Below are 26,398 nucleotides of genomic sequence, written 5' to 3' on the forward strand. Positions count from 1 at the left end.
ATAGAGATTATGACAACAAAACTATTATCCGTTTTTTCATGGTTTGCTACTTTATTGCATCAATTATGGTTATCAATTAGTTCAGTAAATTTCTACCAAGATGTTTATAAATCATATAAAGGATACGGTATTAAGTATATATTTACTGTGTCTTTTATATCCTCATTGGTTTATTGTATTGTTATCTTTAATTATTTGTTACTTCTCACCGATTATTTTACTGAAAATCGTTTAACAAAAAGCACCATAACTATTGACTATATATTAAAACAGTTACCGGAAATCTATTATGATGGCACTAAAATTTTAGTTGATCAGGATGATCCTATATATTTACTCGATGAAGATGGTAATAAACTTGCAGTTATAGACTCAAAAAATCAATTATCTTATAGTGAAAAACTTAAAATTCCTATCCTATTTAGTAGTAATAATATAACCCTTACTACAATAGAAATAACCGATAAGAAAAAGAGTATATTTAGTATAGGATATTCTAAACTATTTACTGCTGATCAAAAGATTCTCACTGAAGAAGTTATTAAAAAGCATTTTGCCAAAACCCTAATACAAGCCCCGAAGATATTTATTTACATTCTAATGCCTATAATAGTAGCCTTTCGTTTTGTAACAATTTTATTTGAAAAAAGCTTTATTATCATATTAGTATATTTATTAACTAACTATTTTGGTCCTAAATCCTCTTGGCAAACCTGTATTAGGATAACCCTGTTTTCAAGTGGCGTGGCAATTTTATTACAACCTATGATAGTTATATTCTTACCAGAATTTAGTAGTATTATATTTTGTATACAGATGTTTACTAGTTTGTTACTGCTTTTAGCAATGTTGCAAATACGAAGCAAGAAGTAAATAGGGAAGGGGGGTAATATACGCAAGTTCGTAGAGAAAACAAAGAATTCTTGTAAAATATAAGGTATTATATATACTTGTTTATACAATACAAAATTTTCTAGAATATGGCACAAGAAGTAATTAGAACACCTGAAATACAGGAAAAGAATTATAGTTTTAGTGAACTTGTGAATAAGTTGTCTTGTCAAAAACAAGAACATAATACCTTAAAAAATAGTTTTGATTTAAATAATCAAGCAACTCTATTTGAAGGTGATTGCATGAAGTTATTAACCCAAATTCCAGATAACAGTATAAACTTAATAATAACATCACCGCCATATAACATAGGTAAGGAATACGAAAAGAAATCGGATATTAATAAATATTATAATTGGCAAAAAGAAGTCATCAATGAGTGTTATAGAGTGCTAAAAGATGATGGACATATTTGTTGGCAGGTTGGTAATTATGTGGAAAATGGAGCAGTAATACCTTTAGATATTTTATTATATCCTATATTTTCAGAATTAAAAATGAAAATGAGAAATAGGGTTATTTGGCATTTTGGACATGGATTACACACTTCAAAAAGATTCTCTGGAAGACATGAAACTATTATGTGGTTTAGTAAAACCGATAATTATTACTTTGACTTAGATTCTGTTAGAATACCTCAAAAATATCCTAATAAAAAATATTTTAAAGGCAACAAAAAAGGGGAATTATCTTGCAATCCGAAAGGCAAAAACCCATCAGATGTTTGGGATATTCCAAATGTAAAAAGTAATCATATAGAAAAAACGGAACACCCATGTCAATTTCCCGTCGGTTTAGTTGAAAGGTTTGTTTTATCAATGACGAAAAAAGATGATATTGTTTTAGACCCTTTTGTTGGCTCTGGTAGTTCTTTTGTTGCGAGTCTAAAAAATTCCAGAAGATGTATAGGGGCAGAAATAGATAAGAAATATATAAATATTTCAAAAAAAAGAATTAAAGAAACATTAAACGGAACGATTAAGGTTAGAGAAATGAATAAACCCGTCTATGAACCTGAAACAGTATAATATGAAAATAGTTTATGAATATTCTCATTAACTCAAGAGGATTTCATGAAATAATAGATAAATATAATATTGTTATACCAAATCACGACAAGGTTATATTAAATTCATACAAACAAATAGATTTTGTAAAGGATAGGGTTTTAGTTGAAGTTCAATTTGGCAAATATGCTTTTATGTTTTATGATATGGCAAAATTCCAGTATTTTTTCAATGAAGGTGAGGCTGATGTAGGAATAGAAATAGTACCATGTCATAGTTTACAGCAACAAATGTCAACAGGTGTCTCTTATGGAGAACAACTTGTTTACGATATTGAACGATTAAAGAGACATTTTCCTTCTGTTCCTGTCTATATAATTCTGGTTGATATAGGGGAAATAAATCAGGAATAGTTATTCCTATTTCAAAAAAATCTTATAATTTGCAGCTAATAAAGAGTCAAAATAGAATAATTTAAATTTTGTCAACAGAACCTAGTACTACAGTCGTAAACTTTGCACATACAGTGTACGGGTTCTTTCTTCATCTTTAAAGTGACAATCTTTTGCTTTGGCTTGGTGTCGTCTTCGCCATAAGGATAGGCTTAAGAATGCTTCCTTATGTCATCTCCTCCTTCAACTATACCAATACATACTAATACATTTTATATTATTTGTAAACTACGACTGTAGCATTAGATTGGTTAATGATAAGAAATATTTAACAACATCAACAGCTACTAAAGAAGTATGTGACTTATTTGCCACTCCTTACCAACCAGGTTGGGTAAATTTTATTATGCACGGGGAAATTAAGGCTGATATTGATGTTACTTTTAAGGTTGATAAACTTTATCCAGTTAGTATATTAAAAATCTATGCTAAAGCAAAAATCTTGCCAAATTATAAGGGTAATTGATGAAATATAACCTTGATAGGTAACCATTAAATTACCTTGATCAAAAACTTTATAAATCTATTGAAATAATAAGAGAATACTAGTACATTCTATTTAGATAGAATACTTTTTGCAACAAAGAAATATTGAGGTATATATGAAGTCAAGAACAAGTTCTGAGCCACTATCAAAAATATCTTCTACACAAGCCAGAATAAAACCCGAGCTAGAAAGTTTGTCTGCTAAATATGGTCAAGCATTAACAACTCTTGATGAGATTATAAATAGTAAACATATCACTGCTACTCTTACTTATGATAGTCCCGATGATGATCTTAGTTTATCTGAGATTCTTGCTCTTACTATCACTCCTGATAATGCAGATGAAAGACTTAATGCTGATTTCAGTCGTGCTATCAAGTTAGAGAATATCGCTGCTGATAAAAAATCATCTTTACTACAACTTGATGTTGAGTATGTAGAAATGACAAAAAGGGCATTCGACGCTATAAGCAAAGAAATGGGGTATACACGTGTAGATTTTGGTGGCTGGCATCATTTAAATCAGAATACATCTTGTCCTTATGAAATATTGCATGCTACATTTTGTGGTAAACAAGGTCAGCATTTTAATGATATGATAAATCATTACTGTAATGATAACCCAAAGTTAACAGCTGAATTAACTACTTTTGTGAGTGAACTAAATACAACATTACAGCCTTTTGTACCAGAGTTACATAAAAATGTTAATGCATGCAAAGTTTCCTACAATGGGGAAAAAGAATTATTAATAAATTATTCATCTGCTAAAATAGCTAAGAAAGTGATGGATACTTATAAAGATACATTAAAGTTTGCTATTGGAACCGATCCGCTAAAATTAGAAGGTGATCATATTGTAGTACGTAGTAAGACATCAGCCGCTAATGATGTTGGTGTTTATTTGGATGGAACAGCAGTTTCTTTGCCAAGTAAGAATGCAAGAGATGCTTTCTTGCATTTATTTGAAGGTAGTAACTTAGCAAAGGAGGGTGCTAGATTAGTAGATGAGGATGGTGACAGATTGGTGTATTTTACCACCGATAAAGACGGAAATTCTACTTTGCCTATTGAGTTTATCGGTAGTAATATGGAATTCTGTGGTGATTGGCTGTGAACAGATCAATGTAAAAATCAGGCTGTAAGAATTATATTATAAGGATTACAGTCTAGTACTACAGTCGTAGTTTACAAATAATATAAAATGTATTAGTATGTATGGTATAGTTGAAGGAGGAGATGACATAAGGAAGCATTCTTAAGGCTATCCTTATGGCGAAGACGACACCAAGCCAGAGCAAAAGATTGTCACTTTAAAGATAAAGAAAGAACCCGTACACTGTATGTGCAAAGTTTACGACTGTAGTACTAGGCTAGTTACTTTATCTGAAGGGAAAAATCCTAAATTTGCTTTCGAAAGAATCCCTTATTTACAACAAGAAACTGTTCCTGTTGAACCTATATTCTTTCAACCATTAAGTGTGCGGAGATCATTTGATCCGAAATATAATCAAGTGAATAAAGATAATTTTTAACTCATAATAAATTATTTAGATGGTTATTTTTTTTGACCCAGGATAGTACACAAAGGCTGGCAAAAGCGATTAGTAATGCCGGGATATGTTCAAGGCGCGATGCAGAAGTACTTATCAAAAATGGTGAAGTAAAGGTAAATGGCATGATTATCGATTCACCTGCCACCTTGGTTGATAATATTAGTCTTATTGAAGTATCGGGAAAAGTAATAAATCAACAACAAACCCCACGTTTATGGGCATATTATAAACCTATCGGCTTAATTACCTCGCATAAAGATAATTATGGTAGAGAAACTGTCTTTGAAAATCTTGCATTACAGAATATGCCTAGGGTAATTTCAATAGGGCGACTAGATATTAATAGTGAAGGGTTACTATTACTTACCAATAATGGTGACTTAGCAAGGAAGTTTGAGCTGCCATCAAGTAAGCTGGAACGTATATATAAAGTTAGAGCACACGGTAACCCAAACCTGTTGCTCAAAAATTATAAAAATATAGAGATTGATCAAATACGTTATGATCCTAAATCAATTAAATTAACAAAATCAGGCAAAACTAATTGTTGGTTTGAAGTAATCTTGACTGAAGGCAAGAATCGTGAAATTAGAAAGATATTTGAATATTTTGGTCTGAGTGTTAACCGGTTAATTAGAATTAGTTATGGGGGATTTTTATTAGGTGATTTGCAACCAAATCAGTATAAAGAATTGCCACTTGAGAAATTTAAGAAATTTTTATGATACGAATTATCGCCGGCAAACATAAAAACCGGATCATACCTACCTTAAAGAACGCTAATTATCGTCCTTCTACTGGCAAAGTTCGAGAGGCAATTTTTAGTATACTAACTTCAGGAGAATTTAGTGATGGTAGACTATTTACCAATGAATCTAAAGTTCTCGATTTATTTGCCGGCACTGGTAGCTTAGCTTTTGAGAGCTGCTCTAGAGGGGCTGGAGCTGTTACACTAATTGATATAAATAGTGATTATTTGTGGGTAGCAAAAGAATTTGCTAGTAAAATAGGTGAAATGGATAAAATGACTTTCCTAAATATCAATGCTACAGCTTTGCCGAAATGTAAAAATAGCTTTGATTTAATTTTTATTGATCCGCCATACGGTCATAATCTTGTACCAAAAGCAATAACTGCTTTGAAAAAAGGTCAATGGTTAAAAGAGGGAACTATTATTGTAGTTGAATCTGCCAAAAATGAAGATTTTGCTGATGATTGTTTAGAGATAATTAAAGAAAAAATATATGGGGATAGCAAATTGCTTATTATTCAAAATGTTCCATAATATATATTATGGAAAATAAAAGCGTATCCATCTTATGGACTCCTCGCAATGACGTTGTTTGACTGGCTGCTTCCCGGACACTAGTGCGTCTACGCGGGAATGACATCTTTTTAATATGTAGTAGATGTTATATTTCTAGACTTTTGACGTATCTACTACAAAGTTCGCGGCCGCGAACTTTTATATACTATCTGATTATACCAAAAACCCTAAATATAAACATTATATCATCGGCTGCTTCTTTTAGATAATCGAAACGACCAGAAGAGCCTTTATGCCCTGAATCCATATTAGTTTTTAGCAATAATATATTATCATCTGTTTTTGTTGCCCGAATCTTTGCTGCCCATTTAGCTGCTTCCCAATAGCCAACTCTAGGGTCGGAGATTCCAGCAGTAATAAATAGACTCGGGTAATTTTGTGCTTTTATATTATCATACGGAGAATAAGACTTAATATAGTTAAAATAGTCTGGCTCTTTAGGATTGCCCCATTCTTTAAATTCACTAGGGGTTAATGGCAATTCTTCATCAAGCATAGTATTTAATACATCAACAAAAGGTACATGGGCAAGTGCTGCTTTAAATAATTCTGGTTGTTGATTAATGACCGCACCAATTAACATTCCCCCTGCACTTCCACCACAAACTACTATATTACCCTTGCTAGTATATTTTTCTTTAATTAACTCTTTAGCAGAAGCAATAAAGTCATCAAAGGTTCTTTTTTTATTTAGGAATTTGGCAGCTTTATACCAATCATGTCCGAGATCGTCTCCACCTCTAATATGGGCAAGAGCGTAAACGAATCCACGATTTACAAGAGAAATAGCTGTATTCCGGAAGGATGCTGGTATGCTAATACCATATGAACCATAGCCATATAAATATACAGGATTTTTCCCATCCTTGTTAAACAACGATTTTTTATATAATAAGGTAACTGGTACTTTTACCCCGTCATTATCAGCGAATATCCTTTCTACCATATATTCTTCAGGATTAAAGCCACTTGGTATTTCTTGTACTTTCAATATTGACAGTTGCTCACTATTAAAATCATAACTATAAGTGGTGTTCGGTCTAGCAAGTGAAGAATAATTTACTCGAATATCATCTTCATCAAAGTTAGTAGACATGGCTGAGGCAGTAAAAGCAGCATCTGGGAAGTGAATAATTTTTTCATCCTGCTCTTTAAGATGTTTTATTTTAATAACCGGTAATCCTTGATCACGATAATTAACTATCAAATAATTGTTAGTAATATCAAAACTTGATAAATATCTAGTCGGTTCTTCTGGTATGTAATTATTCTCCCACAAATCATTTTGGAAATTATGCACATTTACTAATACTATACGAAAGTTCTTTGCCCCTTCATTGGTATTAATATAAAAATTATCACCATTATGCTCAACATCATAAAAAACTCCATCCTTTGCAGATCTAATAAGTTTAGGCTGAAAGCTATGATCGCACATTTCTATAGCATATATTTCATTTTCATTATGACCAGAAATATCAATAAAAATATATTGTCGACTAGATGACTTGCTAGCATTCAACTGATATAATGGATTTGTTATATGATGTACTAACTGATCATTAGACTTCCTGAAAAACTCTACTTCTGCTGGTGATTTATACGTCGATGCGGTACTCGAATCCTCACGTACACTAGAGTACGCTGCGGTTCTGCGTTCCGCGTCTCCTTCAAATCCCTCAGCATAAGCGACTTTTTCAGGAAGTCTATTGGCAATTACATCACCTAAAGAGTGGAACATTAATTTATCACAACGAGAATTCTCATTAATCGGCATATAGAAAAACCCTTTTAGCTCTTCATGCCAAATTATATTGCGACTAACGTTATGTGTTTCATCTGGTAAATATTCTTTAGTCTTTAAATTATAGACTTTAATTGTATATTTTTCATCACCGGTAAAATCAACACTATAAGCTATTAACGTATGATCAGGAGAGACTGCCACTAGACCTACATCAGTAAATTTATTATCTTTGGCAACAGCATTAACATCTAATATAATTTCTTCCGGAGCATCTACTGAACCCATTTTTCGGCAATATATAGGATATTCGGTATTTTCTTCAGTTCTTGTATAATACAAATAACTATCTTTTTTTACATAAGTTGATTGATCAGCAAGTTTAATTCTGCCTTTTAATTCTTCAAAGATTTTATCTTTTTCTTTTTGTAATGGCTGAAAAAATTGCTCGGCATATTTATTTTCTGCCTGCAAATATTCTATGATTTCTTTATCATTAACATTAGGCCATTCGACATCTCTAAGCCAGTTATATTCATCTGTAATTTCTTGACCGTGCAATGTAAAACTGTAATCGATTTTTTTGGCTATGGGTGGCTGCATTTTATCCTCATCTAGTGTTTATTATTATAAAAATAATTAATGATATCATTACTACTAATAAAGCTGTTGATTGATTATGCAAAGATTTTATCTGACGTAAAGCATTTTTTTCTACTCTTTTAAAAACAGGGTACTCCGCCCCTAGTTTATCATGAAAGCCCTGCCTCACTAAGTGATATTTAGAATAAATACGACGAAAATTATTTTCAATAAACTGAAATAAATCTAAATTTATGTTAGCAGTTGAATGCCTAGAAATCTTTTTACTAAAAACTATGCTAAGCAATATACCTATTACTATTATTACTACTTGCTTTACTATATCCAACCAATTTATATCAAGCGTTTCAACAGGATAAGATGACCATACTAATTTCAACCCTTGCTCTAAAAAAAAGTTAGTCACCAATATAAACGATAACATGACAAATAAGCTGAGTCTGCTTAAAATATTTAAATTAGGATAAAAGTCACTAATTAAAGATTTGTATTTAACTGTAGAAAATAAAGCCACACATGTCATAACCTTTAGTAGGAAAATAGCATAATAATTAATATCCCTGTCTAAAGCATTGGTCACAACAATTTTGCTAACAAAACTAGCAAGAGGCGGCAAGGCTATAATGAACAATACACTAACTATTAAACTACCAAGCAACAAAGGACTTCTCCCTGAGTAAAGTCCTTTTATCTCAGAGCAATTTTCTATATTACCTTTATCTATTAATATAGCAACATATAGACCAAATAAAGCTTTATACAATATATGCACAGAAAGAAAAACTATGATTCCTAAATTTGCTTGTTGAGATTTTGTACCAATGGCAATCAGCATGAATCCAAGTTGAGAAACAGTAAGATAACATACTAACCTTTTAATGTTATCTTCTATACAAGCATAAACCCCACCATATATAATCATTAATAATCCAAAGAATTTAAGTATCTCTAAGCCACTAAATAATTTAAGTAGTATAATTATCGATATTTTACTAGTAAAGCTGGTTAAATATATCATCCCTGAAGTTGAGGCAAATGGATAACAATTAACAATCCATCCGGAGAAAGGTATGCTCGCTACATTAATTAAACAACCAGCCAGTATTAGAACATAAAATATAAAAGAACTATCCCTGTTTTCTATCAATTGAGTAAGAGAAATAATTTGTATGTTAGAGTTGTTAGTGATTATATAACTAATCCCTATTAAGATAAGACTACCACTTATAAGATGCGTAAGAAAATACTGCCTTGCAGCCTTAATACTATTTTTACAATTGCCATAAAAAATTAACAAAGCGGCACATATCATCATCATTTCTAGAGCAACAAACATCGAGATAAAATCCCCAGCAAATAAACAGATCAAAGAAGCTATTGAATATAGACTACCTATCAGTACCTCAAATTTTCTGTTTTGGCTAATGGCATATAAGTTAGTCACCAACGTCACAACCATAAAAGCAAGTGCTATTAATTTATTTTCATGACTAAAATTAATAATGAAGCTATTATTATATAGATTAATTACCGCCTCATTTTGGTTGTTAACTAATAACATACCAACAATTATTGGATAGATTATTGAGATAATATAAAACGCCTTTCTAAATTTAAAATATAGAAACAGGATAAAAAAAGGAATAAGTACGACAGGATAGTAAAACATACTTACCATATAAATATAAAAAACTTCTTAATAAAAATCTGTATAAAATAAAATAATATGATGCAACATGAGCATATAATTAGGCTAAACATCATGGCACTAGGCAATTTATTTTCTGAAATCATTTTAGAACTATTATGCATAATCGGCTTATAAATAAATATCATAAGCTTTGCTAAGTAAAGTGCAGAGAATAACGTACTTAAAGCAAGCACCCCCATAACTAATATTTGATTTTGTTCGGCAGCTGCCAGCATAATATAAAACTTACTAATAAAACCACCAAAAGGGGGGATGCCAATTAAGGATAAACTGGCAATAAATACCATAAAGCTGGTTTTTGGCATTTCTTTAGCAGTATTGATTAGGTCAGAGACCTGGTTAGTCTTCTTTAAGCTATAAATACTTCCCATCCCATAAAACAAACAGATTTTAGTAAATGAATGTGAAGATAAATGTAGGATAGCGGCTCCTATAGATTTTGAGGTAAACATGAAGCTACTTAATAAAGCTATCCCTAATTGGTTAATCGTAGAATAGGCTAGAATCTTCTTAATATTATCACTAGTTAATGCTTTAAAGGAACTATAAAATATGGTGATAATAGGGAAGAAAAGAACCCAGTTAAATTCTGCAAAAATAGATTGTAAATATTTAAGACCAAAAATATATATTAGAATTTTATAAATACAAAAAAGTCCAGTTTTAACAACTACCACCGCATGTAGCAAGGCACTTACTGGGTAATGTGCTACCATTGCCGCTGGTAACCATTGGTGTAAAGGATATAAGGCTGCCTTCGATATGCCAAAAATAAATATTAATAACAAAATTATTGTTTGATTTTTGGAAAAATAATGCTCGATAAAACCTTGCGATGTAAAGTCACCGTGTCCTACTTTAGCATAAATAATTATTAGGGCTGGCAAGAATAGTAATACCCCTGAAATCATTAGTATTTTTAAATATTTATAGACCCCTGCCATAACTTTATCTCCACCACTATGACCAATTAATGGAGCAGTTGATAATGTTAATATTTCATAAAAAACAAACATAGTAAAAAGGTTCGAAGATAATGCTACCATCCCACCAGATAGCACACTTAGATTAATAAAGAATAGAAATCGACTAGAATTATCAATATTATTAATTGCCAAATATTTGGTGGTGTAAATTAACGCACAAATCCACAAAAAGCTCAGTAAGGTTAAGAAAATGAGACTAAGTGCTTCTAAATGCAGCCCAATAGCAAAATTACTGAATATATTTATTGACAGATTTGCCCTTACACCCTTCAGAAATAACCAATCAATAATTAAAATATTAACAAAAAAGAAGCTACTAATGGTAATTAATAAAGAGTTGCGTGTGTTATTATCACTATTACTAATAAAGGGTGTAACTAAATTTAGCATAGCTAGAAGTAAGGTTGATATAATCAAAAAACTAGGAGTAACAGAAGGATACATTACTGCCATTCTCCGGTAAAAGCCCTTCCGTCATTGCGAGACCATGCTAGTGGTCGTGGCAATCTATTTCTAGTCACTGTCTTGGATTGCTTCGTCGCCACTAAAGGTAGCTCCTCGCAATGACGAAATTTTATGTGCATCGCCTAGCCTCTCAATGGCTGTAATTGGTTTAAGAATATTGGTAGAAAAATTTGTATTATACTAACAAAAATTAGCCCGCCATATTTATACTTAGTGCTAGATTGTAATAGTGTATAATTAGAGTGATGCCAACATAGTTTTTTGGCAATTTTATAATGATAAAGTAACGACATAGCAGAACTTATAACAATAATCACAAACTCTAGCCACATATTTTCTACAACCAACAACTCAAAAATACTAAGCTTAATGAAAAACATACTACTTATTGGCAAACCACAACTGCAAATTATGCTAAAAACTACCAAGACCCGCCATAACATACTGGATGAGACGATGTCATTCCCGCGTAGGCGGGAATCTATATCCCTGTCTAGCAAGGGTGACATTAAAGCTCGCTCAAAATAAGCAATAATCAGAAATAGAGCAATCTTGCTAAGACTATCAGCCAACAAAAATGGGAATAGGATTAATTCACCTCCAGGAACAACTAACAGCAAAAATATATAACCAATTTGTACTGCCGAAGAATAGATAACAATATTTCTGACTTTTTCTTGGCTTCGGCAAGCAAAATATGTACATAAAATAATAGTTGCCAAAGCGATCGGTTTGATAAAACTTGCTAGATCATTAATGATTATACTATAGTCAATGGTAAAATGAATGAACCTCAATATTATATAAAGACCCATTATACTGGATATACTAGCAAGATATGTCAAAATGACCGGAGCAACTGAGGAATAGGCTCTAATCATCCAAAAATGCATAGGGAAAAAAGCCGTTTTTAATATAGCGCCAATTAGAAAAAAACTAATAGCTAGCTTGACTATTTTGCGGTCATAATTTGTCTGAAGCAACATTGAAACATCTGACATATTAAGGCTGCCAGTAGTGCTTAATAAAAACCCAATAGCTATTAATATCAAAGTTGCCCCGACCGTACCTAGCATCAGATAATCGAAAGCACCGACGACCGCCTTGGGGTTATTACCCTGTGCCATTAGTGCATAAGCACTTAATGAAGATATTTCAATAAATACATAAAGATTAAAAAGGTCATTAGTGCTTACTATACCAAGATACCCGCTATGGGCAAATAATAAAATTGCGTAAAATAATGATTGCCTTTTGTTATCAATAAATTTAAGTACGGTAGTTGTAAGCAATTTGTTACAAAAAATTAGGAAAAATAATAATACACCATTAATATAGATGATTATAGGTTGGTTCAGATAGTCTAGCTTATATTCGATACCTATAGGAGCATGCCAATTACCAAAATCATATGACACGGCACCTTTACTAATTGCCGATAAACCGTAAATACTTAAAAATAAACTTAGTGCAATCGAAATAACTGCTATAATTCGAGTGGCAAGCACATAACGAAAAGTTAGTATTGAAAATAATGCTCCAAAAAATGGCAGCAATACTTGTAAAGCTGGAAAATGTTTAATTAATGTCATTCACTTCGCTAAAATTAATTTCATGCTCTGATATAGTATTAAATTGCTTAGAAATACGATAAATCAAGCTAAGACCTAATGATAATGTAGCAAAACCAACAACAATAGCCGTGAGCATTAGTACCTGAGGTAATGGGCTTACATAAAGCTGAGAATCCTGCAGCAAACTACGCTCAATTGGCACAATACCACCATTCACCTTACCAAGCATCAGGTAAAAAATTAGCACCGAACTTTGCATAACACTCAGCCCAATGATCTTACGAACATAATTATCACTAGTTAACATTATAAACAAACCACTAGTTAATACCAGCAGTGTTAAAAAATATAAAATTTTTGAGATATATATAGCTTCTAAAAACATTGTTATTCCTAATGAAGTTTTTGTTATCCCCCACTTCCTTTAATGTCATTCCCGCGTAGGCGGGAATCTAGATACCGCACCGAAGCAGGTATGACATTAAACTTAAGCAGGGACAACGCAAAACAGGATTGCTTCGTCGCTACTAAAGTAGCTCATCGCAATGACGAAATAATGAGCTATAAACCCTAATACGGCTTAAATGCTTCATTAAACACACATACTATTTTCTTACCATGACGTATAGACAGTTTATGAAATACCTGTTCGATAATCACCATATTAGCATTATCTTGGGCAAGTCGATAATTTACCATCGATTCTCTAAGAGCTTCATCAACTGCAAAAATGGCTGGTAACTCAGCATTCTTATCTCTAAATTGTAAGTAAGTATATACTCCATCATCAAAAATTTTAATAGGAGCAATTGATTCATTGCCACTTATCGAATAATTAAAATTATATTTCTCAGGATGAGATAAATCAAGGTTAGCTGAGGATGTACCATAAGTTTGCAAATGATCTCCAGAATTCTCATCATCAGGATAGATAAACCTTAAATTAAAAACCATTTCTGGATCCCTCATATCTGAAGTTTCTGCAGCATATAGTTCAAAAAAGTAAGTTCGCTTGTTAGTAATAATCGTCATATTAGTTGTAGCATCTTGTTCCATTGGCTTAATGAAAATCCGATGACCAGCTGGTACTATTTGCCAAGAAGTAGTGTCTCCCATGGAAATACTAACTATTTCTTCCTCTTTTGCTAGTTCTATACTAGCCTGATAACCATAATATCCAGTAAACTTGAATACATCATCAGGACTATACACCATTACCCTAATTCTGCTATCGATCGATAATGGTCTGGATTCTCTAACAGCTAACGCAGTATTTACAAAAAACACTACCATAAACCATATTATTAGTTGTTTCATCTTATTTCTTACTTTTATCTTCTATTAACTTAAGTTTGTAACCAGTGACAACAAAATTAAATTTTGAGTTATGAGGTAAATGAATGTTAATTGCATCTATTTCAAAATTTATTGTAGCTTGCCACACCATATTTTCCAAAATATCATTAGTGGAGTTTTTTGCTACCGATGTAAATATAACCCCAGCCTTATTATTTTTATGATAAACCACTGATAATATATTAACAGAACGCCTTAAAGACCTTTGGTAACGCATAACTGGCGACAATGAATTGTCAATATTCATAAAATTAGCAAATTGTCTAAATATTATACGTGTAGAACTATTCTGAATAAACATAAATTGAGGACGAAGAAAATCATAATCATAAGATTCTCTGTGTATCACATAATTTCTAATCATAATATCTGCAATAGAATTGATTGCATTACTTTTTATATGATTAGCGTTAGTTATTGTTGCACTTTTAAGAGATTCCGCACTAATTGTGTATCTTACCTGACGAACTGCTGGTAATAAACTGTTATAACTAACCGCCACACCTAGAAGTAGTACAAAGAAAACTACAGTAAATATCAACAAAAATGATCTTTGCACAAGCGGGTATAGATATTCAAAATTATACCATCTTCTAGCATCAACAAAATATTCTCCAGATTTAATATATTCTTGAACAGAACTTAATACCTTATCCATTAGCCTAAAATAATTGATTATCTTAACTCACCTTACGCATAACCCCCATGGCAATTTAAAAATTGTAGAAAAATAATGGTGTCATTGCGAGACCACATAGTGGTCGTGGCAATCTACATTCATTAGATTGCTTCGTCACCACCAAAGTGGCTCCTCGCAATGATGCCTGGCTGTTTTTTCTATGACTTTTAATACCATGCGTAAGGTAATATCTTAACTTAATATCGGATTCTAGCACATATTAGCAAAGAAGTTATTATTTTTTTTTAGCTACTCAGAAAAAACTTGATTATCGAGTATTGAGGTTAGTGATTGACATTAACCATGATTTATATAGTATAATAACCTATACATAAGAAAGGGTTACTATATGCTTAATGAACCTCAGCTCCATGATACTAATTCCCTAATTACTATTGCAAGAGCTAGTGCCTTGTTAGGAGTATCGTTGGATACTATCAGAAAATGGGAAAAAAAAGGTCTTGTAAAAGCATACAGAAACAAAAACAGACATCGTTTTTTTCAATCCGAAGAATTACAGAGACTAAAATCAAAATTATCCGGAAATAATAATATAGGATTCAAAATATTACAATCAGAAAGAAGAACCAATTTTCAAGTTTTAGAGCTATTTGCTGGGGCTGGTGGCTTGGCTTTAGGATTACATAATTCGGGCCTTAAAGGTTCTCTTTTTATAGAAATAGATAAAAATGCAGCTGATACATTACAAATGAATATGCCAAGCTGGCATGTCATTAATGATGATGTAAGTAAAATATGTTATAAGAATATTTATGTAGATATTTTGGCTGGTGGCTTTCCTTGTCAAGCTTTTAGTTATGCCGGTAAAAGGCTTGGTTTTGAAGATATACGTGGTTCTCTGTTCTTTGAATATGCAAGAGCAATAGAACAAATAAAACCTAAAATTATAATAGCTGAAAATGTTAAAGGACTAGAAAAGCATGACGAAGGTAGAACATTATCAACTATGATGCATATTTTAAATCAGCTAGGATATCGTACCGCTTATAAAGTTCTAAGAGCACAATATTTAGATGTAGCTCAAAAAAGAGAACGATTAGTAATAATAGGAGTAAGGAACGACTTATCATACTCTATTATTTTTCCTAAAGAACAAGATTATACCATTAGTATAGCTGAAGTACTGAAGGATGTGCCAATATCTGATGGTCAAACTTATACTGCTCAGAAAAAGAAAATAATGGAATTAATACCAGAAGGTGGATATTGGAGAAATTTGCCAGATGATCTACAAAGAGACTATATGGGTGCTAGCTATCATCTAAGTGGAGGTAAGACTGGAATGGCAAGAAGACTTTCTTGGAATGAGCCATCTCTAACTTTGACTTGCAATCCTGCACAAAAACAAACAGAACGATGCCATCCATCGCAGACGCGTCCTTTAACAATACGCGAATACGCCAGAATACAGAGCTTTCCAGATTCATGGAAATTTGTTGGTTCAAGAACTTCACAATACAAGCAAATTGGTAATGCTGTACCCGTTAACCTCGCATATCATATTGGCAGATGCCTTGTTGCAATGCTAGAAAATTATTTTGATCCTCTTAGCATGATTATTTTGCCTGAAACGCAGATTTGAAGAATTTTTTTATAAACTCATCGCTTTGCCCTTTATCAATTTTGAATTCTGGCTGTAAGTTTGATATGACTGTTGGTATTACCTCAAATAATTGTTCTAGAGCATCGTCTACACCAGTTGCAAGTGCATAAAAACTATAACCATCTATTTGCCGTATTAATGGGTTTTTTGAGCATGAAGCACCAGTAGCAGCATTAGAAGGAATAAACTCAATATTATACCGCTTTGATTTCTTAGGAATTATCTCAATATAGTACGCCGTATAACCCTTATACATATGACCTTTTTGCATTACTAAATTTTCTAATTTACTATACATAGGGGCTTTGTCTGACCCCTTAAGAGTATTATGTTTGTTTTTTACTTCTCCAATGATTTTTTTATCATGATTGACAATATCTACCATTTGACCAGAACTTAAACTTTCCCATCCATCAAGTGAACCTAATATTTGTTGATGAAAATCACCTAGATGATTTGATAAAGTTTTTTGTGATTGACGGGATTTTTCATTCTTCAACCACTCACTAGAGTTAATTTTAAAACGTATACTTGCAGCAAAACTGCATAACTCTATTAAATTTTTTTGGTAGTATGAATTTATTTTATAAATTTGGGTTCCTACTATGCAAATATCACCGATTAGTAAAAAAACTGGTTGAAAAACTATCAGTTATACTATAACATTTCAATTATTAAACGTAATGAATGAATCAAAATGAAAAAGCCAAAAGTAGCGACCTTAAGTGCTGAGGAACGAGAAGAACTAATACAACATATTAAGGCAAGTTCATTAACAGGAGATGATCAGCAAGCGGTGATAGAACTTGTGAAATTTTGTAACGAACTAATAGACAAGCTAGCATCATCAAACATCAGTATAAATAAGCTTAAGGAGATGATGATTGGTTTTAAGGCAGATAACAAAAAAAAGATAGTTCAGATTCATTAAAAGAACCACCGAGTGAATCTGATAATAAGAATGGTGGTAATGAAGAAGAGTACGATGAGTCCAAGAAGAGAGATCGCAGTAATTGGCAAGGTAAATATGGATTTGATGATTATCAGGATGCGAATACCAGCTATTTATCTCCTGAGAATTTTTGTAGTGGTGATAGCTGTCCTCACTGTGATAATGGTAAACTCTATAATAGTGAAGCTAGAAAATTGCTACAATTTACAGGTAATGCTCCAATTACAGTCAACAGATATGTAAAGAAAACGTTACGCTGTAATGCTTGCGATTATACAGTTATGAACAATAAGAATATCAACAAATGGACAAATAGTAGCAAAAGTGCAATAGTGTTACAAAAGACCTACGGTACTCCCTTCTATCGTTTATCTAGGTTGCAAAGTTTAAGCGGGGTTCCTGTATCATATAGCACTCTGTGGCAACAATATTTAGATGTTTGGCAAGAAGATGGTGGAGCTGAAATTTACAGGGTATTATTAGAAATGGCTGCCGAATGTAGTTCACTGAACCTTGATGATACTAGAGCCAGGATTTTAGAAATTACTGTAGCCAATAAAAAATTACGAGCTCAAAATAAGAAAGGACGCAGTTGTTATACCACTACTATATGTGCTAAGACTGCCAATAATGAGGTGATAGTTTTATATTTTACCGGTAATAAGCATGGCGGGGAAAATATTGGTAACGTACTAAAGAATCGTAAGAATAGGACTGATTCTATTCATTTAATGACTGATGCAAGTAACAATAATAACCCGGTATTATCAGAAGCAGATAAAGAATTACTGGCAATAATAGTGATGATCAATTGTTTGTCACATGGGCAGAGAAAATTTACAGAGAATGAACCATATTACCCTGAAGAATGCGGATATTTTCTCAAACAGACTGGTGGGATTTACCATAATGAACATCAATGTAAAGAGATGAGCCTTGAGGAAAAGCTGAAGTACCATCAGGAACATAGCAGTAAATATATAGAAAACATATATAACAAAATAGACGAATTATTTAACGACAAGAAAGTTGAGCCTAATAGTAGGTTTGGGCAAGCTATGAAATATTGGTTAAATAATAAAGAAGGTTTGACGCAATTTTTGAAAATTCCAGTTAGCAGTCTTGATAATAATTGGGCTGAGAGGTCACTACGTACCATTATTTTACAAAGGAAGAATTCATTATTCTTTAAAACAATCAATAGTGCTGAGATACATAGTGGTCTGTATAGTATAGTAAAGACTTGTAGTGAGAACGAGATCAATGCCTTTAAATATTTAAATTGGCTGCAAGAGCAGAGCAGCAAAGCAAAGAAGCATCCTACGAATTATACGCCTTTTGCCTATGCAAGATATATAAATAATACGGAATTAATAGAGACAGCAGCTTAAATGACAGGACGCCAATCATTAGAGAGTTTGGCATAACTAGGATCGCCATTATGAATAAGAATGTGTAAGGTTCTATAACAAATCTGATAAGATGAATTATCAGATGGGGAAAGTTTTGCCGTAAATTTACCTTTGGATAGGCGTTTAGAGCATAACCAAAAGCCTTGACCATCAAAGGACAAAATTTTAATGGCAGTTCTGTTTTTATTATAGAATAAAAACAAGGAACCATTAAGAGGGTTGGAAGAAAGTTTTTGTCTGCAAACAGCTATTAAACCATCGATACCCTTACGAAAGTCGATGGCAATAGTGGCAACAAAAATAACTGACTGAGGGGTTAGTTGCAGCATAGAAATGTCTGAATTATGATTTTTGGATCCAATGTTTGGATAATAAGCTTGGTACCATTTGGTTTAATAATGTGGCAAGTGTAGTAATTTTGTTTGGGAGTAGCCACAGGATCAGTATCTATAGAATTTACTAGTTGAAATGGAAGGAAATTAATATCTTGTTGCAGTTTTGCTGCAAGTATACGTTGAATTGAACTAATTATTGTTTTATTAATATTGAGATGTTTGGCTATATCTTTGCAAGAATAGTGATGGAGTAGCTGGCGAACTAATTCCTTTAGATGGTTTGGTATGGGATCAAACTTGTTAGTTTTAGTTTGACGCCAGGCTTTAAATTGCTGAGCTACTTGCTCAATAGTAATTGATGGTATTTGCATAGTAGGAACCCAAATTTATAAAATAAATTTTATACTAACAAAAAAATTAGATAGAGTTATGCAGTTTTGCTGCAAGTATACTTTAAAACTAGCCATTTCAAAGATAATAGAAAACGGGTCTACAACGTTACGATCAAATTGTTTTTCTGCTTTGATCATTGCTGTTCTGCCTTTATCTAAGACAAATTTAACAATCTTTTCAAGTGTAGCATCATCTATAAAATTTAAATAAGACATTATTCATAAAATGGTTAAATTTGATATAAATGTAATTCGCAATTATAATCATATTTAACTTAAATGTTTAATGCAATTACCTTTTATTAGACTTCCTGTATAGTCAAAAAAACCCTCGGGGTTTTAGGAGAAACGAAGCCGAGTACACAACGTACACAGACGTACGTGAGGAATGGAGCATAAGTACCCTACATTTTTTATTCTATAGTGAAACCTATTGAATTAGGTGATACAAACTTTGTGTCATACCTGCGAAAGCAGGTATCTAGTCTCCCCGTCAAAAGTGCAAAAAATTAAAAAATTAGCAGCTTAGCAAAAAATTTTTTGTATAAAATTTTAGAGTTTAATTCTTTTGATGTAAATTTTTAATATAAAAAGATGATTTCTAGAAATTTTTTGCACGATGATTTGTTAACGATTTTGTAATCGTTTGATTAATTTTCTTTTATTGAGTCATTTTTATGTAGAAAAATTTGTTTTGAGAAGGTGATTACCAATACACCGTAAGTTCAATCCTACAGCGGAAATTAACGGATTTATTATATCTCCTATTACTCCTTTTAAGTAATTTCTGCCAACTCTACCATAATGCTTAAGGTGTCCTATTATCGGCTCTATAGCACTTCTTCTCTTGATCATTGCCTTATCATCTGAGGATAGCTTCTTCTTGCAATATGGGCTATACACCTTGTCTTTTTCTTTAAAATTATTCCCCTTATAGCCTAAATCAACAAATGTCCTGGCTATTCCCACTCCTGTTAATTTCTTTACAACCTCTACAGTCTGCGATAATGTATGACCATCATATGGATTGCCATGAAATGATTTGGCCGCTAATACAAAATTACCTCGACCACTTACTGCTATCGAAACCTTGTTACCAAACTCATAGGGTTTGTTTAATTTCCCTTTACCTATGCACTCTACCTCCGGTGCGTGAAAACTATATAATACTTTATTATCCTCCTTATATCGCTCTTTCTCTGCTTTACTCAGTATAGATTGTGCCTGAATCTTTTTAATCTTATTTAGTATTTCTTGCTGCTTTAATGACAAACTTAACTTTGTTTTTGCTATTTCTCGCTGACATATTCTTATTAAACGACCCAGCAATATCTTTAAATGTTGCATTACCTTCTTACGTTTTTTGGCTTTACTATTATCCTTATATTTCCATAATTTTACTATGTCTTTTTTATATTGCTTGGCATATGTCTCATGTAACTTAATGCCTAAAGTATGACATAACTTTACTAGCTCTATTCTTGCCTTATCCATCAAATACACATCATGAGGATACTTAATATTCTTAATTTGTACTGTAGTATCAACGATTATCGATGCTAAGTCTTTTTTTTTAAGCACTCCGACTTTGCAACCAATTCTTGTTAATTCTTTTAATATCTCATTATATCCTTCTTCCCCTAATATAGCACGAAACCTTCGTATACTAGCTTCTGATATCTCAGCATCTTTCTGCAAATATTCCCAACCACAAAAATATTGCCAATATACGTTCTCTCTCAGCTCTTCTTCAGCTGCAGCATCTGACAGGTTATACATCGCTTGCAGCATAGTTACTCCAAGTAATAACCTGTGACATCTGCGATTCCTACCAAATTTCTTGATATTAACATTTGTCAATAACCATTCCTCTAAAACAGTCCAATTTATTAACGATCTTAATTTATATAACTTGTTATTAGGGTTTAATTCTTCGGTCAATTTATAACCAAAAAGCTGTCCTTGTTTTTGGGATTTTATTATATCTTCTATCGGCATAATTCATACAATCCATAAGGTTTCTGCCAATATTATAGCATTTTCTTATGGATTATCTAGATATTTTTACCCGCTAACCATATTATATATTATCCTTCTAGACTTTTGACGGGGAGACTATCTAGATTCCCGCCTTCGCGGGAATGACAACTTACAATCGTTATGTTCTTTATCACCTAATCCTATGAGCATAACTATAATTGTATAAATTATTTGACTAGAGAAGTGTTTGTTGCTATAAGATATCTTAGAGTGATGGGGCGTAGCCAAGTGGTAAGGCAACGGTTTTTGGTATCGTCATTCGGTGGTTCGAATCCATCCGCCCCAGCCATTGTATGTGAGAATGGCATAAATAATCTTGATTGCCACGAGACTGTAAATTATAATAGTCGGGTCAGTATGTTAGATATTCACGAGAATATATCAATTAGGTAACCTGAACTATCTTTTTTTTATTATCTGCCTTAAAACCAATCAGCATACTTAAGGTCGCTACTTTTGGCTTTTTCATTTGATTAATTATCATTATGTTTAATAAGTGAAATGTTATAGTATGACTGATAGTTTTTCAATCAGTTTTTTATTAATCAATAATTTACTCCAATTTTGCAGTTTTCTACAAGTATACCATACCCTACATTTTTTATTTTGTAGTGAAAGTGTAATTCGACATAATGTCCCAATTTAAGGAAAAAAAAACCGATCTCTAACTGTCATTGCGAGGAGCCACTTTAGGCGACGAAGCAATCCAAAAGACCAGAAGTGGATTGCTTCGTCGTGCTTACACACTCCTCGCAATGACGCTTGTGTAGCATAATATCCTTATAATCTTATAACTCTTTCAGTTACTAAGTCTTTAAATGCCAATTAAGAGCAAAAACGAGTTTGCATCATGAATAGAGCTACCGAAATTTTACCAAAAACATGTACCATAAGCCCATTGTAAGATCTGACCTTACTCGCTATTTTTACAAAGAAGAGTCGCATCACCATAACTAAAAAACCGCATTTTTTTATCTATAGCATATTTGTAGATATCCTTTATTTCCTGATAACCAGCAAACGCACAAACTAACATAAATAATGTAGATTTTGGCAAATGGAAGTTGGTAACTAACATATCAACAATTTGAAATTTAAATCCTGGTCTAATGAAAATGTCTGTTTCAAATCCACCATTTATTATTTGTCCATTAACAGAATTGGCAATGGAGTTACTTTCTAACGCTCGTAAGGTGGTAGTTCCGACGGCTATTATCCGCCTATTTTCTTTTTTTGCCTTATTAATCATATCTTCAGTCTTTTTATCTATATGATAATATTCTGAATGCATTTGATGTTGATCAATATCATCAGTTTTAACGGGTAGGAATGTCCCTGCCCCAACATGTAAGGTAATAAAGGCAGTTTCAATATTTTTTGCTTTAATTGACGCTAATAATTGATCAGAAAAATGTAGCCCTGCTGTTGGAGCTGCTACTGCTCCAGGGTTCTTACTATAAATTGTTTGATATCTATTAGCATCCTCTAGATTGGCGTCCTCTATTGAACTTCCACACCTTTTTATATAAGGAGGTAGCGGAACCTCGCCATATTTCTCTAGAAATTCAAAAACTGAAATATTATCTAGAACAAACGTGACCTCAACTTGTCCCATCCCGAGTTTTTTACTTATAATAATCTTATTACCAGCAAACTCAAACTGATCTTCGATGTTAAGTCTTTTTGATGGCTTGGCAAAGCCATGCCAATAATTATCGCTTATTGCCTTGTTTAGGTATAATTCGATCTTTTTGCCGGCTTTATTCAGTAGCAATTTGGCTTTGATAACTTTAGTATCATTAAATACCATCAAATCACCAGGGCATAGATAGTCAATTATATCATGAAACTTGGTCTGCACTAAGTGATTATTTGGTGCAGCTACCAACAAATTAGACTCATCTCGTTTTTTTTCTGGTTTCTGGGCTATTAATTCACTCGGTAAGGTAAAATCAAAATCAGCTAATTTCATTCAGGCGACACTTCCTCATCACTACTACCATCTTGCATATTTTCTTCCTCTGTTTCAGGACTCTCAGCAATCAACGCAACAGAAACTACTTTTTCTTCTTGCTCAGTTTTAAATAATATTACGCCACTAGTATTACGTCCAGTGATACGTACCGATTCAAGTTTACACCTGATTAGTTTGCCGTTATTAGTAATTAACATCAACTCATCAGACATATTAACCGGCATTACGCCAACAACCAAACCAGTTTTGTTAGACACATCCATATTAACGACACCACTACCACCACGATTAGTAATCCTATACTCATATGCCGAACTTCTCTTGCCAAAACCATTTTCCGTAACAGTGAGGATAAACTCTTCAGAAAGTGCCATTTCTAAAATCTGTTCTTTAGTTAAATTTACCCCATATTCTTCCGGTGTAAATTCTTTACCATCAGCTATTAACAATCTTTCCTCTATAGGAATTGATCGGTAAGCTTCTCTTTCATCCATGGTACATGATATGCCTTTTAATATGGTCATAGAGATAACATAGTCGCTTGAAGCAAGCCTCATACCTCTTACACCATCAGAAGTACGGCTTTTAAATACCCTAACTGAACTAGCTGGGAATCTTATAGCTTTACCGGCTTTTGTTGCCAGTAACACATGGTCTTCATCCTTACAAACTTTTACATCTATTAAATGGTCATTATCATCAAGCCTGATAGCAATTTTACCATTGGATTGAATACGTTTAAAGTCTGATAAATCATTTCTTCTAATGTTACCTTGGCTTGTAGCAAAAATAATATTTAAATTATCCCATTCATCCTGATTCTCAGGTAATGGCATAATATTACTGATACGCTCTCCTTCTTTTAAAGGTAAAATATTGACTATTGGTCTGCCCTTACTCTGAGGATTACCAAGAGGCAATTTATATAATTTTAAGCTATATACCTGACCGGTATTTGAGAAAAACAACATTGGCGTGTGAGTGCTACCAACAAATATTTGAGTAGTAATATCCTCATCTCTCATTGATAGCCCCGACCTGCCCTTCCCTCCCCGGTTTTGGGCTCTGTAAGTAGCAAGAGGTACACGTTTAATATAACCGCCTAATGTTACGGTCACCACCATTTCTTCTCTTTGAATAAGATCCTCTATATCCTGATCAAAATCACCAAATTCAATGCTAGTAAGACGGGGTGTAGCGAATTCATCCTTAATTCTAATTAACTCGTTTTTCAGGATTTCTAAAAGTTTTTCACGGGATGACAAAATAGCAGTATAGCCAGTAATTTCCTGTGCAAGTTCGCCAAGATCACTTTCCAATTTATTCTTCTCCATAGCAGTTAGACGCTGTAACCGCATTTCAAGAATGGCTTTTGTCTGCGTTTCAGTAAAATAACATTTACCATCCTCTGCTATCACAGCTCTATCATCAACAAGTTTCACTAGAGCTATTATATTTGATGCATCCCAAGTTTTTTGCATTAGTTGCTCTTTAGCACTTGCCGGATCACTTGAAGATTTAATAATTCTAATGACTTCATCAATGTTACTAACCGCAATAATTAACCCCAATAAAATATGAGATTTATCCCGAGCCTTATTTAATAAATATATCGTTCTCCGAGTTATTACTATCTCTCTAAAATTAACAAAAGCCGCTATTACTTCTTTTAAGTTCATAACTTCTGGCATCCCATCTTTTAGAGCTAACATAATCACCCCAAAACTGGTTTGTAACTGAGTATAAGAATATATTTGGTTCAGCACCACTTCTGTTACCGCATCTTTCTTTATTTCAATTACTACTCGAATACCATCCTTATTTGATTCATCTCTAAGATCACTGATACCTTCAATACGTTTTTCCTTGACTAGTTCAGCAATTTTCTCAACCAATTTGGCTTTATTAACCATATATGGTATTTCTGTAATAATAATAGCCTGCCTATTATTAGAAATTTCTTCAATTTCTGTACGCCCTCTAGTTAGAATACTCCCCCTGCCCGTTAAATAAGCTGACCTAATACCGTTTATACCAAGTATAATGCCAGCAGTCGGAAAGTCAGGACCTTTAACCACCGACATAAGTTCTAATATTTCTATATCATTATTATCGACATATAGGCAGCAAGCATCAATAATTTCTCCAAGATTATGAGGTGGAATATTGGTAGCCATACCGACAGCAATACCATTAGTGCCATTCACTAAGAGATTTGGAACCATTGACGGCAATACCGTCGGCTCTCTCTCAGAACCATCATAATTTGGTGCAAAATCAACGGTTTCTTTGTCAATATCTTCAAGCAATGTATGAGCAACTTTAGACAATCTTGACTCTGTATATCTCATAGCAGCAGCTGCATCCCCATCTCTTGAACCAAAATTACCCTGCCCACCAACTAGCGGTAATCTTAAAGAAAAATCTTGTGCCATTCTCACTAATGAGTCATAAATTGCATCATTACCATGTGGATGATATTTACCCATTACATCACCGACAATTCTTGCTGATTTACGATGAGGTTTGTTAAAATAATTAGAAGCTTCATACATTGCATAAAGGATTCTGCGATGCACTGGCTTTAAACCATCGCGTACATCTGGAATAGCCCTACTGACGATTACGCTCATCGCATAATCTAAGTATGAGCCTTTCATCTCATCTTCAATGTTAACAGATATTAAGTTTTGATGATCTATAATAGTCACAGTTAGAACCTACATTTATTTGAAGTAATATTCGAATGATTTAAGTATATTACATATTCAGAAGAAAATCTATTGCTGAATGAGTATAGATTAGCTGGAAAAGCTATTTTGTTCAC

General features: G+C 32.9%; 28 protein-coding genes and 1 tRNA gene. 13 read left to right on the forward strand and 16 right to left on the reverse strand.

The features are described 5' to 3' along the window. The first annotated feature begins 9 nt into the window (after window positions 1-9). The 7 genes from ACQH2P_RS07300 to rsmD all read left to right on the forward strand — a co-directional run bounded on the left by ACQH2P_RS07300 (window position 10) and on the right by rsmD (window position 5,681). On the forward strand, window positions 10-873 hold the full coding sequence (locus tag ACQH2P_RS07300) for a DUF1189 family protein (protein WP_425363629.1): 864 nt from the start codon (window positions 10-12) through the stop codon (window positions 871-873). 107 nt (window positions 874-980) lie between these two features. After that, the gene (locus tag ACQH2P_RS07305; RefSeq protein WP_425363630.1) at window positions 981-1,922 is read left to right on the forward strand and encodes a DNA-methyltransferase; all 942 of its coding nucleotides are present in this window, start codon (window positions 981-983) and stop codon (window positions 1,920-1,922) included. 14 nt (window positions 1,923-1,936) lie between these two features. After that, window positions 1,937-2,314 (forward strand): BglII/BstYI family type II restriction endonuclease, encoded by a 378-nt coding sequence (locus tag ACQH2P_RS07310; RefSeq protein WP_425363631.1) that lies wholly within the window; start codon window positions 1,937-1,939, stop codon window positions 2,312-2,314. A 286-nt stretch (window positions 2,315-2,600) separates the two neighbouring features. Then, entirely contained in the window at window positions 2,601-2,819 is a 219-nt protein-coding gene (locus tag ACQH2P_RS07315) for a hypothetical protein (RefSeq protein ID WP_425363632.1), read from the forward strand. A 136-nt stretch (window positions 2,820-2,955) separates the two neighbouring features. Then, complete coding sequence (locus ACQH2P_RS07320) at window positions 2,956-3,957, forward strand: hypothetical protein (RefSeq protein ID WP_425363633.1); 1,002 nt, start codon at window positions 2,956-2,958, stop codon at window positions 3,955-3,957. A 450-nt stretch (window positions 3,958-4,407) separates the two neighbouring features. Continuing rightward, a complete protein-coding gene (locus tag ACQH2P_RS07325) occupies window positions 4,408-5,121 on the forward strand; it encodes a pseudouridine synthase (RefSeq protein ID WP_425363634.1) in 714 nt (237 codons plus the stop codon). Then, on the forward strand, window positions 5,118-5,681 hold the full coding sequence (gene rsmD, locus ACQH2P_RS07330; protein ID WP_425363635.1) for a 16S rRNA (guanine(966)-N(2))-methyltransferase RsmD: 564 nt from the start codon (window positions 5,118-5,120) through the stop codon (window positions 5,679-5,681). The genes ACQH2P_RS07325 and rsmD overlap by 4 nt, the downstream gene beginning before the upstream one ends. Before the next feature lie 187 nt (window positions 5,682-5,868). Here rsmD and ACQH2P_RS07335 read toward each other — a convergent pair whose 3' ends face one another. From ACQH2P_RS07335 to ACQH2P_RS07360, 6 genes are all read right to left on the reverse strand, one after another. Beyond that, window positions 5,869-8,070 carry a prolyl oligopeptidase family serine peptidase gene (locus tag ACQH2P_RS07335; RefSeq protein ID WP_425363636.1) on the reverse strand — a complete coding sequence of 734 codons (2,202 nt, stop codon included), beginning with the start codon at window positions 8,068-8,070 and terminating at the stop codon, window positions 5,869-5,871. 7 nt (window positions 8,071-8,077) lie between these two features. Then, a complete protein-coding gene (locus ACQH2P_RS07340) occupies window positions 8,078-9,631 on the reverse strand; it encodes a proton-conducting transporter transmembrane domain-containing protein (RefSeq protein WP_425363637.1) in 1,554 nt (517 codons plus the stop codon). Between the two features lie 110 nt (window positions 9,632-9,741). Beyond that, window positions 9,742-11,220, reverse strand: coding sequence for a proton-conducting transporter transmembrane domain-containing protein (locus tag ACQH2P_RS07345; RefSeq protein ID WP_425363638.1), 1,479 nt, complete (start codon window positions 11,218-11,220; stop codon window positions 9,742-9,744). Further along, window positions 11,211-11,351: a hypothetical protein gene (locus tag ACQH2P_RS07350; protein WP_425363639.1), complete on the reverse strand. Its 141-nt coding sequence runs from the start codon at window positions 11,349-11,351 to the stop codon at window positions 11,211-11,213. The genes ACQH2P_RS07345 and ACQH2P_RS07350 overlap by 10 nt, the downstream gene beginning before the upstream one ends. A 3-nt stretch (window positions 11,352-11,354) precedes the next feature. Continuing rightward, window positions 11,355-12,824: a proton-conducting transporter transmembrane domain-containing protein gene (locus tag ACQH2P_RS07355; RefSeq protein WP_425363640.1), complete on the reverse strand. Its 1,470-nt coding sequence runs from the start codon at window positions 12,822-12,824 to the stop codon at window positions 11,355-11,357. Beyond that, window positions 12,811-13,170 carry a Na+/H+ antiporter subunit C gene (locus tag ACQH2P_RS07360; protein WP_425364132.1) on the reverse strand — a complete coding sequence of 120 codons (360 nt, stop codon included), beginning with the start codon at window positions 13,168-13,170 and terminating at the stop codon, window positions 12,811-12,813. The genes ACQH2P_RS07355 and ACQH2P_RS07360 overlap by 14 nt, the downstream gene beginning before the upstream one ends. Before the next feature lie 63 nt (window positions 13,171-13,233). Between ACQH2P_RS07360 and ACQH2P_RS07365 the strand changes: the two genes are divergently transcribed. Continuing rightward, the gene (locus ACQH2P_RS07365; RefSeq protein WP_425363641.1) at window positions 13,234-13,380 is read left to right on the forward strand and encodes a hypothetical protein; all 147 of its coding nucleotides are present in this window, start codon (window positions 13,234-13,236) and stop codon (window positions 13,378-13,380) included. On the opposite strand, the gene virB9 is transcribed toward ACQH2P_RS07365, so the two are convergent. Then, a complete protein-coding gene (gene virB9 / locus ACQH2P_RS07370) occupies window positions 13,377-14,123 on the reverse strand; it encodes a P-type conjugative transfer protein VirB9 (RefSeq protein ID WP_425363642.1) in 747 nt (248 codons plus the stop codon). The two genes, ACQH2P_RS07365 and virB9, sit on opposite strands and share 4 nt — an antisense overlap. Before the next feature lies 1 nt (window position 14,124). Then, window positions 14,125-14,820 (reverse strand): VirB8/TrbF family protein, encoded by a 696-nt coding sequence (locus ACQH2P_RS07375; RefSeq protein ID WP_425363643.1) that lies wholly within the window; start codon window positions 14,818-14,820, stop codon window positions 14,125-14,127. Window positions 14,821-15,190: 370 nt separating this feature from the next. Between ACQH2P_RS07375 and dcm the strand changes: the two genes are divergently transcribed. Continuing rightward, on the forward strand, window positions 15,191-16,444 hold the full coding sequence (dcm, locus tag ACQH2P_RS07380; protein ID WP_425363644.1) for a DNA (cytosine-5-)-methyltransferase: 1,254 nt from the start codon (window positions 15,191-15,193) through the stop codon (window positions 16,442-16,444). Here dcm and ACQH2P_RS07385 read toward each other — a convergent pair. After that, on the reverse strand, window positions 16,419-17,117 hold the full coding sequence (locus ACQH2P_RS07385) for an Eco47II family restriction endonuclease (protein ID WP_425364133.1): 699 nt from the start codon (window positions 17,115-17,117) through the stop codon (window positions 16,419-16,421). The two genes, dcm and ACQH2P_RS07385, sit on opposite strands and share 26 nt — an antisense overlap. A 45-nt stretch (window positions 17,118-17,162) precedes the next feature. Between ACQH2P_RS07385 and ACQH2P_RS07390 the strand changes: the two genes are divergently transcribed. Genes ACQH2P_RS07390 through ACQH2P_RS07400 form a run of 3 tightly spaced genes read left to right on the forward strand, consistent with a single transcriptional unit; the run spans window position 17,163 to window position 18,808 of the window. Further along, window positions 17,163-17,396, forward strand: coding sequence for a hypothetical protein (locus tag ACQH2P_RS07390; protein WP_425362589.1), 234 nt, complete (start codon window positions 17,163-17,165; stop codon window positions 17,394-17,396). Window positions 17,397-17,426: 30 nt separating this feature from the next. Further along, on the forward strand, window positions 17,427-17,660 hold the full coding sequence (locus ACQH2P_RS07395; RefSeq protein ID WP_425362621.1) for a hypothetical protein: 234 nt from the start codon (window positions 17,427-17,429) through the stop codon (window positions 17,658-17,660). A 38-nt stretch (window positions 17,661-17,698) separates the two neighbouring features. Beyond that, window positions 17,699-18,808, forward strand: coding sequence for an IS66 family transposase (locus ACQH2P_RS07400; protein ID WP_425363645.1), 1,110 nt, complete (start codon window positions 17,699-17,701; stop codon window positions 18,806-18,808). Here ACQH2P_RS07400 and tnpB read toward each other — a convergent pair. The 5 genes from tnpB to ACQH2P_RS07425 form a co-directional block, all read right to left on the reverse strand. Continuing rightward, window positions 18,805-19,158: an IS66 family insertion sequence element accessory protein TnpB gene (tnpB, locus tag ACQH2P_RS07405; protein ID WP_425363646.1), complete on the reverse strand. Its 354-nt coding sequence runs from the start codon at window positions 19,156-19,158 to the stop codon at window positions 18,805-18,807. The two genes, ACQH2P_RS07400 and tnpB, sit on opposite strands and share 4 nt — an antisense overlap. Then, window positions 19,146-19,535: a hypothetical protein gene (locus ACQH2P_RS07410; RefSeq protein ID WP_425362660.1), complete on the reverse strand. Its 390-nt coding sequence runs from the start codon at window positions 19,533-19,535 to the stop codon at window positions 19,146-19,148. The genes tnpB and ACQH2P_RS07410 overlap by 13 nt, the downstream gene beginning before the upstream one ends. A gap of 15 nt (window positions 19,536-19,550) precedes the next feature. Beyond that, entirely contained in the window at window positions 19,551-19,772 is a 222-nt protein-coding gene (locus ACQH2P_RS07415; protein ID WP_425363647.1) for an Eco47II family restriction endonuclease, read from the reverse strand. A gap of 459 nt (window positions 19,773-20,231) precedes the next feature. Next, window positions 20,232-21,554, reverse strand: coding sequence for an IS5 family transposase (locus tag ACQH2P_RS07420; protein WP_425362501.1), 1,323 nt, complete (start codon window positions 21,552-21,554; stop codon window positions 20,232-20,234). Window positions 21,555-21,671: 117 nt separating this feature from the next. After that, on the reverse strand, window positions 21,672-21,824 hold the full coding sequence (locus tag ACQH2P_RS07425; RefSeq protein ID WP_425363648.1) for a hypothetical protein: 153 nt from the start codon (window positions 21,822-21,824) through the stop codon (window positions 21,672-21,674). On the opposite strand from ACQH2P_RS07425, the gene ACQH2P_RS07430 reads away from it, so the two are divergent. Then, a tRNA-Gln gene (locus ACQH2P_RS07430) sits at window positions 21,811-21,885 on the forward strand. The two genes, ACQH2P_RS07425 and ACQH2P_RS07430, sit on opposite strands and share 14 nt — an antisense overlap. 624 nt (window positions 21,886-22,509) lie before the next feature. On the opposite strand, the gene queA is transcribed toward ACQH2P_RS07430, so the two are convergent. Next, window positions 22,510-23,568 carry a tRNA preQ1(34) S-adenosylmethionine ribosyltransferase-isomerase QueA gene (gene queA / locus ACQH2P_RS07435; protein WP_425363649.1) on the reverse strand — a complete coding sequence of 353 codons (1,059 nt, stop codon included), beginning with the start codon at window positions 23,566-23,568 and terminating at the stop codon, window positions 22,510-22,512. Then, window positions 23,565-26,282, reverse strand: a complete 2,718-nt coding sequence (gene gyrA, locus ACQH2P_RS07440; RefSeq protein WP_425363650.1) for a DNA topoisomerase (ATP-hydrolyzing) subunit A — start codon at window positions 26,280-26,282, stop codon at window positions 23,565-23,567. Before gyrA ends, queA begins: the two co-directional genes overlap by 4 nt. Window positions 26,283-26,398 lie beyond the last annotated feature (116 nt).

The sequence above is a fragment of the Candidatus Tisiphia endosymbiont of Hybos culiciformis genome, assembly GCF_964030975.1.
Lineage (GTDB): Bacteria > Pseudomonadota > Alphaproteobacteria > Rickettsiales > Rickettsiaceae > Tisiphia.

Excerpts from the sequence above, each read along its gene's own strand:
- queA (WP_425363649.1), bottom strand. The coding sequence starts at position 23,568 with ATGAAATTAGCTGATTTTGATTTTACCTTACCGAGTGAATTAATAGCC.
- virB9 (WP_425363642.1), bottom strand. The coding sequence starts at position 14,123 with ATGAAACAACTAATAATATGGTTTATGGTAGTGTTTTTTGTAAATACT.
- ACQH2P_RS07410 (WP_425362660.1), bottom strand. The coding sequence starts at position 19,535 with ATGCAAATACCATCAATTACTATTGAGCAAGTAGCTCAGCAATTTAAA.
- ACQH2P_RS07390 (WP_425362589.1), top strand. The coding sequence starts at position 17,163 with ATGAAAAAGCCAAAAGTAGCGACCTTAAGTGCTGAGGAACGAGAAGAA.
- ACQH2P_RS07335 (WP_425363636.1), bottom strand. The coding sequence starts at position 8,070 with ATGCAGCCACCCATAGCCAAAAAAATCGATTACAGTTTTACATTGCAC.
- ACQH2P_RS07420 (WP_425362501.1), bottom strand. The coding sequence starts at position 21,554 with ATGCCGATAGAAGATATAATAAAATCCCAAAAACAAGGACAGCTTTTT.
- ACQH2P_RS07365 (WP_425363641.1), top strand. The coding sequence starts at position 13,234 with ATGTCATTCCCGCGTAGGCGGGAATCTAGATACCGCACCGAAGCAGGT.
- ACQH2P_RS07350 (WP_425363639.1), bottom strand. The coding sequence starts at position 11,351 with ATGCACATAAAATTTCGTCATTGCGAGGAGCTACCTTTAGTGGCGACG.
- ACQH2P_RS07375 (WP_425363643.1), bottom strand. The coding sequence starts at position 14,820 with ATGGATAAGGTATTAAGTTCTGTTCAAGAATATATTAAATCTGGAGAA.
- ACQH2P_RS07320 (WP_425363633.1), top strand. The coding sequence starts at position 2,956 with ATGAAGTCAAGAACAAGTTCTGAGCCACTATCAAAAATATCTTCTACA.
- ACQH2P_RS07400 (WP_425363645.1), top strand. The coding sequence starts at position 17,699 with ATGAACAATAAGAATATCAACAAATGGACAAATAGTAGCAAAAGTGCA.
- ACQH2P_RS07310 (WP_425363631.1), top strand. The coding sequence starts at position 1,937 with ATGAATATTCTCATTAACTCAAGAGGATTTCATGAAATAATAGATAAA.
- ACQH2P_RS07305 (WP_425363630.1), top strand. The coding sequence starts at position 981 with ATGGCACAAGAAGTAATTAGAACACCTGAAATACAGGAAAAGAATTAT.
- ACQH2P_RS07395 (WP_425362621.1), top strand. The coding sequence starts at position 17,427 with ATGGTGGTAATGAAGAAGAGTACGATGAGTCCAAGAAGAGAGATCGCA.
- ACQH2P_RS07415 (WP_425363647.1), bottom strand. The coding sequence starts at position 19,772 with ATGTCTTATTTAAATTTTATAGATGATGCTACACTTGAAAAGATTGTT.
- ACQH2P_RS07355 (WP_425363640.1), bottom strand. The coding sequence starts at position 12,824 with ATGACATTAATTAAACATTTTCCAGCTTTACAAGTATTGCTGCCATTT.
- dcm (WP_425363644.1), top strand. The coding sequence starts at position 15,191 with ATGCTTAATGAACCTCAGCTCCATGATACTAATTCCCTAATTACTATT.
- tnpB (WP_425363646.1), bottom strand. The coding sequence starts at position 19,158 with ATGCTGCAACTAACCCCTCAGTCAGTTATTTTTGTTGCCACTATTGCC.
- rsmD (WP_425363635.1), top strand. The coding sequence starts at position 5,118 with ATGATACGAATTATCGCCGGCAAACATAAAAACCGGATCATACCTACC.
- ACQH2P_RS07300 (WP_425363629.1), top strand. The coding sequence starts at position 10 with ATGACAACAAAACTATTATCCGTTTTTTCATGGTTTGCTACTTTATTG.
- ACQH2P_RS07345 (WP_425363638.1), bottom strand. The coding sequence starts at position 11,220 with ATGGCAGTAATGTATCCTTCTGTTACTCCTAGTTTTTTGATTATATCA.
- ACQH2P_RS07340 (WP_425363637.1), bottom strand. The coding sequence starts at position 9,631 with ATGTTATTAGTTAACAACCAAAATGAGGCGGTAATTAATCTATATAAT.